This window comes from Veillonella sp. CAG:933, from assembly GCF_000431435.1.
Classification (GTDB): Bacteria; Bacillota; Negativicutes; order Veillonellales; family Veillonellaceae; genus Veillonella_A.
In genome coordinates this window covers 7,801-23,615 of the sequence record NZ_HF986228.1, presented here as the reverse complement: position 1 = coordinate 23,615, position 15,815 = coordinate 7,801, and the positions used below count along the sequence as shown (strand labels likewise).

Here is a 15,815-nt window from a genome sequence, read left to right as displayed (position 1 = left end):
AATAAAAGTCTAACTTTTTGGGGTCACTACACTTTCGGGGCATTTCTTTTTAGAGAAAATTTTATAAAAGAGTAATTAAAGCCGGTAGGCCTAATGCATATTATAATAATTTATCATACGCTAATTTATCGCCGTTTTGAAAAACAATGGTACCACAATAAACATAACCGTTCTTCTTCAAAATATGTTGCATTCGTTTATTCGGAAAATCCGTATCCACTCTAATATATTTCACGCCTTTAGCTACACAAAGTTTGTCTATTAAACCAAAAGCTATGTCGGCAATGCCCTGGCCTCGTGCTTTTTTACTAAAAGCCATGCGATGAACCACGGCATAAGGCGCCTCACTTCGCCACGCCCCATTAATATCGTCATAGGCCGGTTCACCGTCAAAATCAACGCACATATAACCTAAAATTTCTTGTTGGGCTTTGATAACATACCCCTTTTTCTTCTCCATATCAGCTTCAATTGTATCGCGATTGGGATATGCTTCCGTCCATTGCACAAATCCCTGTTCTTTTTGAAAAGCACGCCCTTCTTCAATAATTTCATAGCATACTTCTAACTCTTTACTGTTTGCTAATTCAAGTGAATACATTATATTGCCTCCTCATATTCTAGTCTTTCATCTTCATTACGAATTTTAAAGCTTGATATATTGTTTAAAAACTCCATGTAAGCATCTCGTTGACAATCGTATTTTTCCCTGCTAGTATACCATCAATAGATAATTAAATATAATTGATGTTATTAAATATAAACTTCATTATTATTGAAGTATTGGAGATGCTCATGGAACTAAAATATTTACAGACCTTTAAAACTACTATTTAAGAAGGCGGCTTTACCAAAGCGGCAGAAAAACTCAACTATACGCAATCCACCATTACCTTCCAAGTCGGACAATTAGAGCAGGAACTTTCGGTAAAATTATTTGAAAAAATCGGCCGACGAATGATGCTCACCAAAGCCGGTGAACAGTTATATCCCTATGTAAACGATGTTCTTACATCAGTTGAACGCTTGAATTGTTTTGAAAATGATTTGACGGAATATAAAAGCATTTTACGTATCGGCGTAGGCGAAACCCTGCTTTGTTATAAACTCTCACCGGTTTTGCAAAAATTCCACGATTTAGCTCCCAATACAAGACTCTTTTTACGGTCCATGAATTGTTATGACATCCGCAACGAGTTATTGGACGGTATCTTAGACCTCGGTATATTTTATGAAAACGTCGGAGGTTTTGGAAATAATTTAACAGTAGCTTCTTTTGGCAATTACCCTATGACCTTAGTTGCTTCGCCGGAAATAAAAAAGGAATATTCTGATTTCATAACACCAAATCAGAATATTCCTATACCTTTTATTATCAATGAACCTAACTGCATCTTCCGTCAAATATTCGAACAATATTTGCAAAGAAAGTCCATACGACTGGACCATACCATCGAATTATGGAGCATACCTACTATTAAAAACCTGGTAAAAAGCAATGTCGGTATTTCGTATCTGCCAACCTTTGCCGTAAAAAATGAATTGAATAACGGTGAACTGGTAGCCCTCGAAACCGAATTAACAGATACTCATATATCGGGTGTTTGCGGTTATAACAGTAATAAGTGGCTTAGCCCTGCCATGGAATTGTTTGCTCGCCTGATTAGAGAGACGTTAAACTAATTGATCAATCCAATCAAAAAGTTCTTGTAAATCATAATCGCCGGCATGCGGAATGCCCCATGGCAAATCAAAATCAACGTCGTAACCATAATTAGCCAAGCGAGTAGCCACAATTAGCGGCACGGCCATGGACGTGTTGTTATCCTTTTCACCATAGCGAATGCGCCAATGCTGGGTCTGTTCCTTCGTCTTTGAAGCGTCATTTGGTGCAATATAGTTAAGCGGATTCATCATTTTGACGATATGTTCATCTGCCACAGCAGTGCCGTCACCGTTAATAGATGCAAATTGTATGAAATGTTGATTGTCTACCGTAGCCGTGCCAAACAAGTTATTTTCACCAGTAGAATTGTCGCGAGAATCAAAAGCACCCGGAGCCTTCATGCGACCAACCGAAGTATTGTATTTCAGCCAATCAACATCGACGATTTTATCCGGATTTTTCGCATCATACACTAAAAAATCGGCACTGGAAATATCCGTTCCTGCTGCTTTAGCTTTTTCAGCACTCTTAATGATATACGATTTAGCATAGTCCATGAAGGAGCCGTTGCCGTTAAAGTCGAGTGACAATAATTTACCGTCTTGATCTTTTAGCTGTAAACTATTCAAATACTCAGGGAAGTTATTTTTCAAAAGATCGCTGTAAGCAATCGCGTCAGCCGTCAATTGAACTGCCTTTTGAGTTTGTTGCTTACCGGGTGCTTCACCGGACATGTCCGGCATAGCTGACATATCCGGGGTGGCTTTGGCCGAGCTGCTCCCTAAGGTAGGATCAGGTGGCTCCATTTGACCGCCAAAGGACGGCATACCTGTGTATTCATTGACACCGTTATATGACCATTCGTAGGCCATATCGGCATGGTCAAGATCGGTAATCGGACAATACGCCGATACGGCATAAATATCGGTTCGCGCATCGGCTGCGCCAATCTCTTGTAAATACGGAGCATAATCCGATTCATTACCGGTAGCACCTAGCAACAAGGATAAGGCCCCGCCCGCACTGGTGCCGTTGGAAATAATTTTATTCGCATCACCGGGCATAATGTTATCATTCTTATGTAAATAGGCCACGGCTGCCTTTAAATCCACAATAGCGGCCGGCGCTTTACCGTAATAGACACCTTCTGCCGTTTCGTTACTGCGACCGCGTGCAGCCGGTGCCGCCACAACAAGGCCACGTGATAAAGCATATAAAACAGCATTCGGTTCGCCATCTTTAGAAAGAGTCGGTGTGGCCGCTTTCCCCGGACGATAGCCGCCTACCGAATTTGGTAAAAAGATAGGTGCCGATTCAGCTGTATATTTTCCATCTTTTTCATTTTGAAAATAGGCTTCCGGAATATACACATTCATAGACTGATAGGTCGTATCCACCGGATTGGCTACATACGGAATATTTTCATAAGCTCTAAAGGTTACTTCCTTACCGTCAACTGTCATCGTACGCGTTTCATAATTTTGGATTTTAAAATCCAAAGAATCGGCCGCACTTACCGAGCTTATTAATCCACCCACCGTTAATGTCGCTCCCATAAGAACCATAGCTCGTAATGCCTTTTTGTACTTTGAATACTTTCCTATTTTCATAATCATATCTCCTTTCAATGTACTTTTTACATCTAACTATATCTATATTATAACTTTTATTTGTATTGATTGTAATTATAGATTGAAAAAATAGGAGTAATATGAAATAAAAATATCATCTTCAAGCGTGAAATTTAGATCTTGTCATCCGTCAATAAATTTAACAAAATTACCTTTAGCATCAAATTCTGTTGAATATGATTCTTTAGAGCCATCAATTAGAATGTAGGCTTTATATGAGTGATTGCCAGCATAATAGATATATCCCACTGATTTTTCAACTTTACCGTTTTCAATAGATTTCGCTTTTTCCTCGGCCACTTTATACATCTCAGGGATTTTACTATAGTCGATGGCATCGATTGGCATAAGATTATCTTTCACAGTAAGACCATCGGGAATGAACGCCGCGCCTGCATTTTGCCACTTGCCATTCATATAAATATATTTGTCAACTTTGTCACTGGTGCCGGGAACCAAAACATCAATACTAATCGTATTTCCATACTCTTCTGTATCCGAAACTACTACATTGTTGAACACCTTAATTTCTTTTCCCTTAAATTCTGATTGTTCTTTTAATTCGGTAATAATCTTAGCTGCTAAGCCCGGTTCAGTGATTATACTTTTTTTACCACCACCGGTATCACTGTCACCACCACAGCCTAACATGGCCATTACAGTGATAATCATGAAAATAATCCCCATTAATCTTTTCATAATACCCCTCCTATATATAAAACTAAATAACACAAACGACATTCCCAATAGGAAATTTCATGCAAACATACGATATGGTTAGTAAACTATTCAATTTTAAAAGATAAAAAACTATTGCCGAGTCGAACACAATCTAAAATTAGAAATTCTCCAACGACAATAGTTTTTACACTAAATCTTACTGTTTACAATAGCAGTAGCGTCTCAAAATTATTAAACACCAACTTATTCACTTTTTACTTGTGTAAAACTAGCGACTAATCATTACTATTCTTTTTTCATTTCAATGAGGTTGCCTTTAGAGTCAAAAATGGCGTCGAACTTTTCTCTGGCTCCTTCGATTTTAAGATGAGCATCATATTTACGTTCATTAATTTTAAAAATGTAAATCAGCTGTTCATCTACTTTACCGCCTTCAATCTCTTTGGCCTTATCTTGGGCTATTTTATACATATCCGGAATCTTACTGTAATCGATAGCATCTAATGGCATAACATTGTCTTTCATGTCACCGTCGCCCGAAATTTGAACCGGTTGTGGAGCAGCCCATTTACCATTTTGGTACACATAATTATCAACTTTATCATTAGTGTCAGGAACGAGGATATTAATATCAATGCGGCTTCCTACACCCTTAAGATCACTAACCAGTACATTTTGAAATACCTGAATATCTTTCCCCTTTAATGCAGGTGTTTCTTTCAATTCGGAAATAGCCTTAGCCGCCAAACCCGGTTCTGTAAAAATACTTTTCCCGGAACCGCCGGTAATGCTGTCAGTACCGCAGCCCAGAACAGCCAGGACGGTAATAAACATCAAAACAATACCCCATATTCGTTTCATAATACCCCTCCCTAAATATAAACACGACACTACTTACTATTTTAATATTACAATACTTTTCAATTTTTTACTACACATGTATAACAAATAGATATGATTTTTATGATTTTTTATCAATACAGTAGACTCAACCTACCATCATTCTTCTTCCTCGTCTTCATCTTCACGATAATACAGAATCTCGTCTACAATATTACATTCTCTGCAATGTTTCAACAGCTTTTACTTTATCAATGATAGTCTTCACAATATTATCCAATCGACTGCCTTCATCATAATTGGCCGGACAGGCAAAATTAACGCGATTATCTTTAATCAGATTTTTCGCCACATTAATTCCGTTTTCCTGTTCCGGGTTATATACGGCAATGGCTTGACCACCATTCACCTTAACAAGTTTCATACATGGCACGTCGGTGAGTCCGTCACCAATATAGATCATGTTACTGAATGGTACTCGTCGTTCCACTTCCGGTGTATACTGATTCAGCTCTTTATCGCTGCTCGTAGTAATATCCAATACGCCCTTGTTAATACGGAACAAGAATTGTGTTTTGGCTGTATAGTTAACGGCAATCTTCGGCCATTCGATAAGACCGTTATAGTCATACTTGAATTCACAGGCGTAAATCTTTTTGAAAAACTTCGCAATCTCACTACCGTCGATAATTTCTTTCACGCCGGACGATACAATATAATGCTCTATTTGCACGCCTTTCGACTCACCGTAAGCACTGATGCGGTCGAACCAAGAAATTACGCCCGGAAAATATTCAATTCCTTCCCCTAGTTTATTTAACGTTTGCCGGGTAATCGGCACTTCATGGAGCCTACTCATCTTAACCATCATGAACATATACGCCAAAATACCGTCCATGCCGTCTTTATCGGTTAAACCATTAGCCTCACGCCAAAAATCCGCCGTCGTCATTCCAAGCTCCGGAATAAAACCATATTCCTGCATATCCTTAGTACACAACGTTTTATCAAAATCATACATCAAAGCCACAATCGGCTTTTCATTAGAACTCATAACTTCTCCTTTCTTGGCAATTGCTTTTATATACGCGAAAAGACTTCTCCATTCTGGGCAAGCTAGCCTTTCGTGCATGCACGCCGGATAGCGAACTGGAATGAAGAAGTCTTTATACCATTAAAAAAGCTTTCGTAAGAGCGCCCATATACCGACGCCTAGTCCCAACACAATAAATCCAATTAAAAATAAACCACCAAAGAAAGTTAACACACTAAAAAGAACAACTACGAGAGCTGCCATGATTAATTTACCCTTCCAGCCCACAGAGCTGAAGGTAAATACTTTTACGCCCGGAATTGTCTGCTGAAAATAATCATTAAAACCGGTGCCATCAGACATTTCATGAGTCTTGGCACGGTTTTCACGACGAATATCCTCTTCAGATTGCTCACGCCCGGTTTCATCTATGGTCACGCCGTCAAACGCACGACGTTCTTCTTCCGATAACACACTCGTCTGTTTAGAATCATAAGATTGTTTATCTTCCATAGCAATCTCCTGTGTTTTAAATCAAAGAATCGGAATTAATAGGTCTTACGCTTACTCATATGGAATTATGTATAACCATAATTCTATATTATATAAGCTGAAAACTTTTAAATTTATGCGTTCAAATGTTTCTGCAATAATTCGTTAACAACGCCCGGATTAGCGCGGCCCTTGCTGAGTTTCATAACCTGACCAACCAAGAAACCGATAGCTTTGCCTTTACCGCTCTTGAAGTCTTCTACAGACTTAGGATTATCGGCAATAACTTGTTTTACGATTTCTTCAATAGCACCGGTATCGGTAATCTGAACAAGACCTTGTTCTTCAACGATAGCTTGCGGATCTTTACCGGTTTCCCACATGGAAACGATAACTTTTTTCGCAATTTTACCGGAAATAGTGCCTTTGTTGATGAGTTCAATCATAGCGGCCAATTGAGCCGGTTTAACTTTCGCATCGGCAAAGGTAATATTGGCTTCGTTCACCATTTTGGACAAATCACCTAGCATCCAGTTAGCTGCTGTTTTAGCATCAGCACCGGCTTTAACAGCTTCATCAAGGTAATCGGCGGTTTCACGCATAGTTGTCAAAATCGCACTATCTTCTTCGGATAAACCGTAATCGGCTTGGAAACGAGCCATTTTTGCATCCGGTAATTCCGGTAAGGATTGGCGAGCCGCTTCAATCTGTTCATCCGTAATCACGATTGGTACCAAGTCAGGTTCAGGGAAATAACGGTAGTCGTTTTCCGCTTCTTTCTTACGCATGGACAATGTCATGCCCTTGCTGTCGTCCCAAGTACGGGTTTCCTGAACGATAGTGCCGCCGTCTTCCAACGTTTCCGCCTGACGAATGGCTTCATATTCAACACCTTTCTGCAATGCAGTTAAGGAGTTCATATTCTTAATTTCAGTTTTAGTACCTAATTTTTCGTCGCCCATCAAGCGTACGGAAATATTGGCGTCGCAACGCAAGCTGCCTTCTTCCATACGAACGTCGGACACGTCCAAATATTTGATGATGGAACGGATTTTTTCAACATAGGCACGAGCTTCTTCACCGGAGCGAAGATCAGGTTCCGATACGATTTCCAACAATGGTACACCGGTACGGTTGTAGTCAACGTTGGAGGAATCGGATGTGCTGATGGTATTGCCGCTGTGAACCAATTTACCGGCATCTTCTTCCATATGAATACGCGTAATGCGGATACGACGAGTTTTGCCGCCCACTTCGATATCAATATGACCATTCAAGCAGATTGGCAAGTCATATTGGGATGTCTGCCAGTTTTTTGGCAAATCCGGATAGTAGTAGTTTTTACGGTCGAATTTATTGAATTGTAAAATTTCACAGTTCAAAGCTAAGCCGACGCGAATAGCATATTCAACCACTTTTTGGTTAAGTACCGGCATAACGCCCGGTAAACCTAAACATACAGGGCAAACATGCGTATTTTGGTCGCCGCCGAATTCAGTAGTGCAACCGCAAAAGATTTTAGATTTAGTCTTTAACTCCGTATGGACTTCCAGCCCTACGACTGTTTCGTATTTCATAGTGTTACCTCCCCAATGGATGCGATTTTATTGCATTCCGGACAAGCCTGTTCGAATTTATAAGCCGTACGGAATAAGACTTCTTCACCCATAGCCGGTGCCAACAACTGCATACCGATTGGCATACCATTGGATGCAAAACCTGCCGGGATGGAAATGCCCGGAATACCGGCCAAGTTAACAGGGGTGGTACAAATATCTTCTAAATACATGGATAACGGATCGTTAATTTTTTCACCGAACTTGAACGCTGTATTTGGTGCAGTCGGTGTTAACAATACGTCTACTTTTTCAAAAGCCGCATCAAATTCGTTTTTAATCAAACGACGAGCTTTCAAGGCTTTCAAATAATAAGCATCATAATAGCCGGAACTCAATACATAGGTACCGAGCAAGATACGACGCTGTACTTCGGCACCAAAACCTTGGGAGCGAGTCTTCGTGGACATTTCAACCAAGTTATCAGCCGGTACACGCAAACCATAGCTTACGCCGTCGTAACGAGCCAAGTTGGAGCTGGCTTCCGCCAAAGCGATAATATAATAAGCGGATAAAGCATATTTAGAAGTCGGCAAGCTTACTTCTACGATTTCAGCACCCAAACCTTCGTATACTTTAGCGGCTTTTTCAAGCGCTTCACGGACTTCACTGTTGAGACCTTCGCCGAAATATTCTTTTGGCATACCGATTTTAAGGCCTTTTACGTCATTTACCAAGGCTTTCGTGTAATCAGGACGTTCGCCCGGAATAGACGTGGAATCACGATGGTCGTGGCCACTGATAGCGTTAAGCACGATAGCCGCATCAGTTACGTCACGGGTCACAGGGCCGATTTGGTCAAGCGATGAAGCATACGCAATAAGGCCGTAACGAGACACATTGCCGTAAGTTGGTTTTAAACCAACTACGCCGCAATAGGACGCCGGCTGACGAACAGATCCGCCCGTATCGGAACCCAAAGCCCACACAGCACTGCCCGCTGCTACGGAAGCAGCCGCCCCGCCGGAAGAACCACCCGGTACATACTCGGCGTTCCAAGGGTTCGTAGTTTTAGCAAATGCGGAGCTTTCGGAAGAACTACCCATGGCGAATTCGTCCATGTTAAGTTTACCAAGGCTTACATAGTCTTCACCGGTTAACTTTTCAACAACAGACGCATTGTATGGCGGTACGAAGTTTTCCAACATACGAGACGCACAAGTAGCCTGTTGGTCTTTAATACAAATATTGTCTTTTACAGCCCCCGGAATACCGGCTAACGGCGAAATGGCTTCACCGGCTGCAATTTTTTCATCAACTTTAGCTGCTACCGCTAAAGCTTGTTCGTGAGAATCCGCTAAATACGCATGTACTGTCGGTTCTGTTTTTGCTTTATGGGCAATTACGGCATTCGTTAATTCAACGGCCGACAATTCTTTGGCCACTAATTTCTGATGTAATTCATGAATGGTCACAGTGCTTCCTCCTATTCCTGTATAACGCGCGGCACTTTGAAGTAACCGTCTTCTTCTTCAGGTGCATTCTGCATTGCCAAATCATGTGGCAACGAAGGAATCACTTCGTCCTTACGGAATACATTGTGTAAAGGAACTGCATGGGCCATAGGTTCTACCCCTTCAAGGTCCAATTCTTCCAATTCAGCAACATAAGATAATACGTCATTTAACGCTTTTTCTACAGTGCCCATATTTTCTTCGCTAATATCTAAACGAGATAATAAAGCAATCTTTTTTATTTCTTCCCGATCAATTTTCATGCGTACACATCCTTTCCATTTTATTATTATATCAAATTGACTATGACAATACAAAATAAGCTGATATATTGCCTATTTTAAAAATCGTAGGGTCAATTTGTGATGTATTTCAAAAGGCCGCATCTATTGCCCATCTTTGTTTGATTCCAAAAGGCCGAATTTATTGCCAGTCCTTGATTAATTCTAAAAACTCCGTTTCATCCATGACGCGAATACCCAAAGATTCCGCTTTAGTGAGCTTACTGCCTGCTTCGGCACCGGCGATAACGATAGTTGTCTTCTTACTTACGGAGCCTGTTATCTTAGCGCCGTGAGCCGCCAAGAGTTCACCTGCTTCTTTACGCCCCATACTTTCAAGTGTTCCCGTTAAAACAATGGTTTCCCCTTCCAGTTCGGTGCCGCTCGGTTCCACCTGTTCTTCTGCCATAACAACGCCCACTTCGCGAAGGGCTGCAATGAGTTCCAAATTATACGGCTCTTTAAAATAAGCCACCAAGCTGTCCGCCATGGTCGGCCCGATTTCACTGACCGCCGTTAAAGTTTCAGCGGTAGCAGCCTGTAAAGCCTCCATAGTGGGAAAATGTTCCGCAATAGTTCGGCCTGCTTTAGCACCGATTAAGCGAATCCCCAAAGCAAAGAGCAGTCGACCGAGACCACGGGTTTTAGATTCTTCAATGGCTTTTAAGAGGTTCTGCGCCGATTTCTTACCCATGCGCTCCATCGTAACCAGCTGTTCTTCCGTTAATTTGTACAAATCGGCTACCGTAGCAATTAACTTATAGGCAATGAGGCTTTCCACAATGCTCGGCCCCAAGCCGTCAATATTCATGGCATCACGGGAGGCAAAGTGAATGATTTTTTCTTTTTCCACAGCCGGACAATGCGGATTACTGCAACGAACCGCGACTTCACCGGGTTGGCGCACGGTCGGAAAATCACAAATCGGACAGTTGGTCGGCATGCTAAATTCACGCTCTTCACCGGTGCGTTTTTCCGGTAAGGATTTAATGACTTCCGGAATAATTTCCGCCGCTTTATGAATCATCACATGGTCACCGATGCGAATGTCTTTGTCTTTAATAGAATCTTCGTTATGAAGGGTGGCGCGCGCTACATTGGTGCCTGATACAAAGACCGGCTCCAATTCCGCGGTTGGTGTCAAAACGCCGGTACGGCCAATATTGATAGTAATATCTTTGACGATGGTTTCTACTTCTTCCGGCGGATATTTAAAAGCCGTAGCCCACCGGGGGTCTTTAACGGTAGCCCCCAATTGTTCCTGGTCTTCAAAGGAATTCACTTTAATTACCATACCGTCCGTATCATAGGCCAATTCATGACGAGCCGTATCCCAATAAGCAATACGTTCAATTACTTCATCAATGGTTTGGCACACTTTGTAATTTGGATTTACATGGAAATGATATTCCGCTAAACGCTTTAATAGTTCACTCTGGGAGTGAATATCGGAGCCTTCCGAAGAACCTACAGCATAGGCGAAGAAGTCGAGGTTACGACTGGCTGTAATGGCCGGATCTAACTGGCGCAAAGAACCGGCGGCGGCATTGCGCGGATTTACAAACGTCGGCAAACCGGCCGCTTCACGCTCTTCGTTAATGCGTTGGAATTCTTTATGAGGCATGTATACTTCACCGCGTATTTCAATATACGGCGGTGCATTTTCAATCCAAAGCGGTACCGATTGAATGGTGCGCACATTATTCGTTACATCTTCCCCGACACGGCCGTCACCGCGGGTTACGGCTCTTACGAGAACACCGTTTTCATAATGAAGATTACAAGCGAGGCCGTCGATTTTAAGTTCAATGACATATTCAGGTCGATGACCGAGCTCGCGTTCGGTTCGTTCCGCAAACGTACGCACTTCAGCATCACTGAAAACATTACCAAGACTCAGCATTGGTCGTCCGTGTACGACTTTCGGAAAATCCCCTTCAATCTTGGCGCCTACGCGCTGTGTCGGTGAATAGGATGTGATAAATTCGGGATGCGCCGTTTCCAAATCGAGTAATTCCCGATAGAGTTTATCGTACTCATAATCTTCCATTTCCGGCGCATCTTTTACATAATACAAATATCCGGCATGAGCCAATAATTGTTGCAGGGCATGGGCTTTTGCTTCTTCCGTAGCCGCATTGGCTACAGCTGCTCTTAATTCATTCATTGCTGGCATAGTCTTTCTCCTACCGTCTTTTGTAAAACAATGATATAACAGGTTATTTTTCTAAACGCTTAACCGGTGCAAATTGAGCCATAATTAAGCGAACCCCTTGAGTTGGGAAGTCTATTTTTAACTTCAAGCCGGAACCGGATCCCTGAAGTTCGATAACCTTGCCATTCCCCCATTTGGAATGAACCGCCGTATCACCGACTTGCCAGTTTTCCACAACAGGATTACGCAAAGTAGGCTTCGTTACGGGACGAGACATTACGGATAAATGAGACGGTACATGACGCTGTACATCCTCACGCACTTTGCGTTTTGGTCGTAACTCTTCAATCAAGCCTTCCGGAATCTCTTTTAAGAAGCGCGATGGCAAATAGCCGTTGGTGCGGCCGAATACGGTACGGGTCGTAGCATTTAAAAGATACAGTTCTTTTTCCGCACGGGTAATCCCTACATAGCAAAGGCGACGCTCTTCTTCAATCTCTTCCGGATTCATGAGGGTACGGCTATGTGGGAATAAGCCTTCTTCCATACCGGCTAAGAAGACAATCGGAAATTCCAAGCCTTTGGCTGAATGAAGGGTCATCAAGGTTACTTTAGAATCAGCTTGTTCATACGTATCCACATCATTGACTAGCGCCACCTGTTCCAAGAAGTCTTGCAACGTGCCTGTTGGATTTTCATCTAAGAATACTTTGGCTACGGATAACAATTCACCGATATTTTCAACGCGGGCTTCGTCTTGAGGGTCCGTGCTGTCTTCCAATTCTTTAAGATAACCTGTTTTTTCTAGAATAGCTTCCAAAATCTGCAATACATTGTGGTTATCCATCATGGCAACCAAAGTAAAAATCAGAATTCCGAATTCCTCCAGTTTTTCCTTCGTTTTGCCCTTAATTGTCGGAATATTGCTTAACATGGTCAAACTCATGAATAAAGAATTGCCTGTTTCACGAGCATAATCTTGCAATTTAGCAACCGTCGTAGCACCGATACTGCGTTTTGGCACGTTAATAATACGCATCAAGCTCAAATCGTCAAAGGGATTAAAGAGTACCTTTAAATAGGCTAACACGTCTTTAATTTCTTTACGGTCGTAGAACTTCGTCCCCCCTACCATTACATAAGGAATGCCTCGTTTGATGAGGCCTTCTTCAAGGGCACGAGACTGAGCATTGGTACGATATAAAATAGCCATATTACCATACGGTACTTCATGAATATCATGCTGTTTGGCAATAGTTTCGCTGATAAAAGCCGCTTCTTCCAGTTCCGATTGAGCTTCGAAATGACGAATTTTCGGTCCCATATCTTTATCCGTCCAAAGGACTTTGTCGGGACGCCCTTCGTTGTTATCGATAACCGCATTGGCCGCTTCCAAAATCGTCTTCGTGGAGCGATAGTTCTGCTCCAGTTTTATGGTTTTAGTAGCCGGATAGTCTTTTTCAAAATCAAGAATATTCTGAATATCCGCACCGCGCCAAGCGTAAATACTCTGGTCCGCATCCCCTACGACACAAATATTTTGCCATTTGGAGGCCAATAAATGAGCCAACGTATATTGAGCATGGTTCGTATCCTGATATTCGTCAATCATGATATAACGGAAGCGATTACTGTATTTCTGAAGAATATCTTCACGGCTCTGCAAGAGTTTAACCGCTACCATCAACAAATCATCGAAGTCGAGCGCATTATTCTTGCGGAGTTCTTTCTCATAATATTCGTATACGTCAGCCACTTTTTGACTGTAAAAATCACGAGCTTCCATGCGAAATTCGTGGGCCATCAAGAGTCGGTTCTTGGCATCGGAAATAGCACTAAGCATAGCTCCCGGCGGAAAGTATTTATCATCCAGATTCAGGCTCTTCAACGCCCCCTTAATAACGGCTTGTGAGTCCCCTGTATCATAAATCGTAAAATTTTTGCTGTAGCCGAGGAAGTTATCCAGCTCAAAACGTAAAAATTTTGCACAAAAGGAATGAAAAGTGCTGAGCCAGATGCGATCCGCCATGGAACCAACCAAATCCTCCACACGGCTCTTCATTTCTTTAGCCGCTTTATTGGTAAAGGTAATGGCTAAAATTTCATAAGGATTTACACCCTGTGACAATAAATAAGCAATGCGATACGTCAGTACACGCGTCTTACCGGATCCGGCGCCCGCTACAATCAACAGTGGCCCTTCCGTAGTGCGTACTGCTTCTTGTTGCTCTTTATTCAAGCCGTCAAATATACTACTCATAACAGTCCTTTCTACACAGTGTAATCAGAATGAACAAAAACGTTGCCCTTTGCAACGTTTTTGTTTTACTTATATAGCTACTTAGTCGTATTATTTCATAGCTCCCAAGATTTGAGGAACGATTTGTTTTTTACGGGACAAAGTATTAGCCAAGAATACTTCCTGTTCCTTAGGTTCTTGACCGAAAGCAGCTTTAACGATAGCATCGGCATCGCCGGCGAATAATAAGTTAGTGCTTTCTTTCAAGATATCGGTAACCATGATGTAAGATGCAGCATATTTGTTAGATGCACGCAATTCTTCCAAAGCTTTTAACAAAGCAGCTTTACGAGTCAATACTTCTTCAGCGTTCATGGTAGTCAACTGACCAATGCTGATAACCTGACCGTTAGCACCGAATTCTTTCATATCTGTACGAACGATTTGTTCATCGCTGAAATCGGATACATCGGCACCGGCTTTCAACATTTCAAGGCCGTACGCTTCCAAATCCACACCGGCGATAGCAGCCAATTTCTTAGCTGTTTCCACATCTTTTGGTGTGCAAGTCGGCGAACGGAACAATACTGTATCAGAAATAATGGCGGATAACAATAAGCCCGCAATGTGTTTAGGAATTTCCTGACCGTACTGCCAGTAGAAGTTAGCCACGATGGTGCAAGAGCAGCCAACCGGTTCGTAATGGATGAAAATAGGGTTTTCCGTTGTTAAACCACCGATACGATGATGGTCGATGTTTTCGATAATTTCGGCATCTTCGATGTCGTCGATAATCTGTACTTTTTCATTGTGGTCAATTAATACAACTTTTTGTTTTTCTTTAGGTGCTTCCACTTTGGAGCGAACCATACCAAAGTAAGTGTCACCGTCTACTACCGGGAACGCACCGGCATGACCGCGGTCGAATTCTTTTAATTTTAATTCAGGGGAAACCAACTGACAACCCGCTTTAGATACGATGTCGGCGGCAGTTACAGTTTTCTTATCGAGCCAAGCACCGGCTAAAGCATCAATCAAACGACTTGGTAAAATTACGCCTACGAATTTACCGTCTTTTACAACCGGTACACGGTTCATGTCATGAGTGTTGCGCCATGCCAAAATATCTTCCAAGCTTGCAGAAGCATCAACAGCCGGTACTTTTTCCATAACGTCTTTAATGCGAACGGCAAAACTTGTCACGATTTCGGGATGTTCTACTTTGAAATAATCAAGCACGAAGGAAGTTTCCTTGTTAGCTTTACCGGCACAAATTGCTTTGGCAGGCATACCCATCTGGGTTTTCAAATTAGCATAACCTAATGCAGAACAGAAGGAATCCGTGTCAGGGCTCTTATGGCCGGTTACTAAAATTACATTTTCACTCATGTATATCACCTCATAAAAAAATTAGAATTAACGAAGTTAATTTATCTTATTCATTATACCATAAATTACCCTTCTGCAGTATGAGTAAATGAGCATTATAGCATGCTTTTTACAAACAAATATCTCCACCCGACACAATGTCGGATGGAGATATGAAATACAATTTTAAAATTTAAAAGTACACATATAAATAATTTACAAATCTTTTAGCTCAACATTGTAAATTATAAGAACATTACAAAGTTCGCAACAACGAGCGTAAAGCCGGCACCAATCATCGGAATGGCAGTACGTTTAACCAAATCAAACGGTGAAATACCGGCCATACCGGCGGCTAC

At 41.8% G+C, this 15,815-nt stretch carries 13 protein-coding genes and 1 pseudogene; 2 read left to right on the top strand and 12 right to left on the bottom strand.

The features are described 5' to 3' along the window. Positions 1-100 precede the first annotated feature (100 nt). Positions 101-601: a GNAT family N-acetyltransferase gene (locus QZL64_RS11495; RefSeq protein WP_021842121.1), complete on the bottom strand. Its 501-nt coding sequence runs from the start codon at positions 599-601 to the stop codon at positions 101-103. Positions 602-849: 248 nt separating this feature from the next. Here QZL64_RS11495 and QZL64_RS11490 point away from each other — a divergent pair. Further along, a pseudogene (locus QZL64_RS11490) lies at positions 850-969 on the top strand (LysR family transcriptional regulator); the annotation flags it as partial. Then, positions 958-1,683 (top strand): substrate-binding domain-containing protein, encoded by a 726-nt coding sequence (locus tag QZL64_RS11485; RefSeq protein WP_367114877.1) that lies wholly within the window; start codon positions 958-960, stop codon positions 1,681-1,683. The pseudogene QZL64_RS11490 and the gene QZL64_RS11485, both read left to right, overlap by 12 nt. Here the strand turns inward: QZL64_RS11485 and QZL64_RS11480 are convergent. The 11 genes from QZL64_RS11480 to QZL64_RS11430 form a co-directional block, all read right to left on the bottom strand. Continuing rightward, a complete protein-coding gene (locus QZL64_RS11480; protein WP_021842119.1) occupies positions 1,675-3,276 on the bottom strand; it encodes a subtype B tannase in 1,602 nt (533 codons plus the stop codon). The genes QZL64_RS11485 and QZL64_RS11480 overlap by 9 nt on opposite strands. 144 nt (positions 3,277-3,420) lie before the next feature. Further along, positions 3,421-3,996 (bottom strand): hypothetical protein, encoded by a 576-nt coding sequence (locus QZL64_RS11475; protein ID WP_021842118.1) that lies wholly within the window; start codon positions 3,994-3,996, stop codon positions 3,421-3,423. 267 nt (positions 3,997-4,263) lie between these two features. Next, positions 4,264-4,839, bottom strand: coding sequence for a hypothetical protein (locus QZL64_RS11470; RefSeq protein WP_021842117.1), 576 nt, complete (start codon positions 4,837-4,839; stop codon positions 4,264-4,266). 193 nt (positions 4,840-5,032) lie between these two features. Beyond that, a complete protein-coding gene (locus QZL64_RS11465) occupies positions 5,033-5,872 on the bottom strand; it encodes an HAD family hydrolase (protein WP_021842116.1) in 840 nt (279 codons plus the stop codon). A gap of 120 nt (positions 5,873-5,992) precedes the next feature. Continuing rightward, positions 5,993-6,364 (bottom strand): hypothetical protein, encoded by a 372-nt coding sequence (locus QZL64_RS11460; RefSeq protein ID WP_021842115.1) that lies wholly within the window; start codon positions 6,362-6,364, stop codon positions 5,993-5,995. 113 nt (positions 6,365-6,477) lie between these two features. Next, positions 6,478-7,920, bottom strand: coding sequence for an Asp-tRNA(Asn)/Glu-tRNA(Gln) amidotransferase subunit GatB (gatB, locus tag QZL64_RS11455; protein ID WP_021842114.1), 1,443 nt, complete (start codon positions 7,918-7,920; stop codon positions 6,478-6,480). After that, positions 7,917-9,374: an Asp-tRNA(Asn)/Glu-tRNA(Gln) amidotransferase subunit GatA gene (gene gatA, locus QZL64_RS11450; RefSeq protein ID WP_021842113.1), complete on the bottom strand. Its 1,458-nt coding sequence runs from the start codon at positions 9,372-9,374 to the stop codon at positions 7,917-7,919. Before gatA ends, gatB begins: the two co-directional genes overlap by 4 nt. Before the next feature lie 11 nt (positions 9,375-9,385). Further along, the gene (gatC, locus tag QZL64_RS11445) at positions 9,386-9,676 is read right to left on the bottom strand and encodes an Asp-tRNA(Asn)/Glu-tRNA(Gln) amidotransferase subunit GatC (RefSeq protein WP_021842112.1); all 291 of its coding nucleotides are present in this window, start codon (positions 9,674-9,676) and stop codon (positions 9,386-9,388) included. Positions 9,677-9,836: 160 nt separating this feature from the next. Continuing rightward, positions 9,837-11,861 (bottom strand): NAD-dependent DNA ligase LigA, encoded by a 2,025-nt coding sequence (ligA, locus tag QZL64_RS11440; RefSeq protein WP_296309589.1) that lies wholly within the window; start codon positions 11,859-11,861, stop codon positions 9,837-9,839. A gap of 52 nt (positions 11,862-11,913) precedes the next feature. Further along, positions 11,914-14,109 carry a DNA helicase PcrA gene (pcrA, locus tag QZL64_RS11435; RefSeq protein WP_021842110.1) on the bottom strand — a complete coding sequence of 732 codons (2,196 nt, stop codon included), beginning with the start codon at positions 14,107-14,109 and terminating at the stop codon, positions 11,914-11,916. A 90-nt stretch (positions 14,110-14,199) separates the two neighbouring features. Continuing rightward, a complete protein-coding gene (locus QZL64_RS11430; protein ID WP_021842109.1) occupies positions 14,200-15,477 on the bottom strand; it encodes a manganese-dependent inorganic pyrophosphatase in 1,278 nt (425 codons plus the stop codon). Between the last annotated feature and the right edge of the window lie 338 nt (positions 15,478-15,815).

Excerpts from the sequence above, each read along its gene's own strand:
- QZL64_RS11470 (WP_021842117.1), bottom strand. The coding sequence starts at position 4,839 with ATGAAACGAATATGGGGTATTGTTTTGATGTTTATTACCGTCCTGGCT.
- QZL64_RS11475 (WP_021842118.1), bottom strand. The coding sequence starts at position 3,996 with ATGAAAAGATTAATGGGGATTATTTTCATGATTATCACTGTAATGGCC.
- gatC (WP_021842112.1), bottom strand. The coding sequence starts at position 9,676 with ATGAAAATTGATCGGGAAGAAATAAAAAAGATTGCTTTATTATCTCGT.
- ligA (WP_296309589.1), bottom strand. The coding sequence starts at position 11,861 with ATGAATGAATTAAGAGCAGCTGTAGCCAATGCGGCTACGGAAGAAGCA.
- gatB (WP_021842114.1), bottom strand. The coding sequence starts at position 7,920 with ATGAAATACGAAACAGTCGTAGGGCTGGAAGTCCATACGGAGTTAAAG.
- QZL64_RS11480 (WP_021842119.1), bottom strand. The coding sequence starts at position 3,276 with ATGAAAATAGGAAAGTATTCAAAGTACAAAAAGGCATTACGAGCTATG.
- QZL64_RS11460 (WP_021842115.1), bottom strand. The coding sequence starts at position 6,364 with ATGGAAGATAAACAATCTTATGATTCTAAACAGACGAGTGTGTTATCG.
- QZL64_RS11430 (WP_021842109.1), bottom strand. The coding sequence starts at position 15,477 with ATGAGTGAAAATGTAATTTTAGTAACCGGCCATAAGAGCCCTGACACG.
- pcrA (WP_021842110.1), bottom strand. The coding sequence starts at position 14,109 with ATGAGTAGTATATTTGACGGCTTGAATAAAGAGCAACAAGAAGCAGTA.
- QZL64_RS11485 (WP_367114877.1), top strand. The coding sequence starts at position 958 with ATGATGCTCACCAAAGCCGGTGAACAGTTATATCCCTATGTAAACGAT.
- QZL64_RS11465 (WP_021842116.1), bottom strand. The coding sequence starts at position 5,872 with ATGAGTTCTAATGAAAAGCCGATTGTGGCTTTGATGTATGATTTTGAT.
- QZL64_RS11495 (WP_021842121.1), bottom strand. The coding sequence starts at position 601 with ATGTATTCACTTGAATTAGCAAACAGTAAAGAGTTAGAAGTATGCTAT.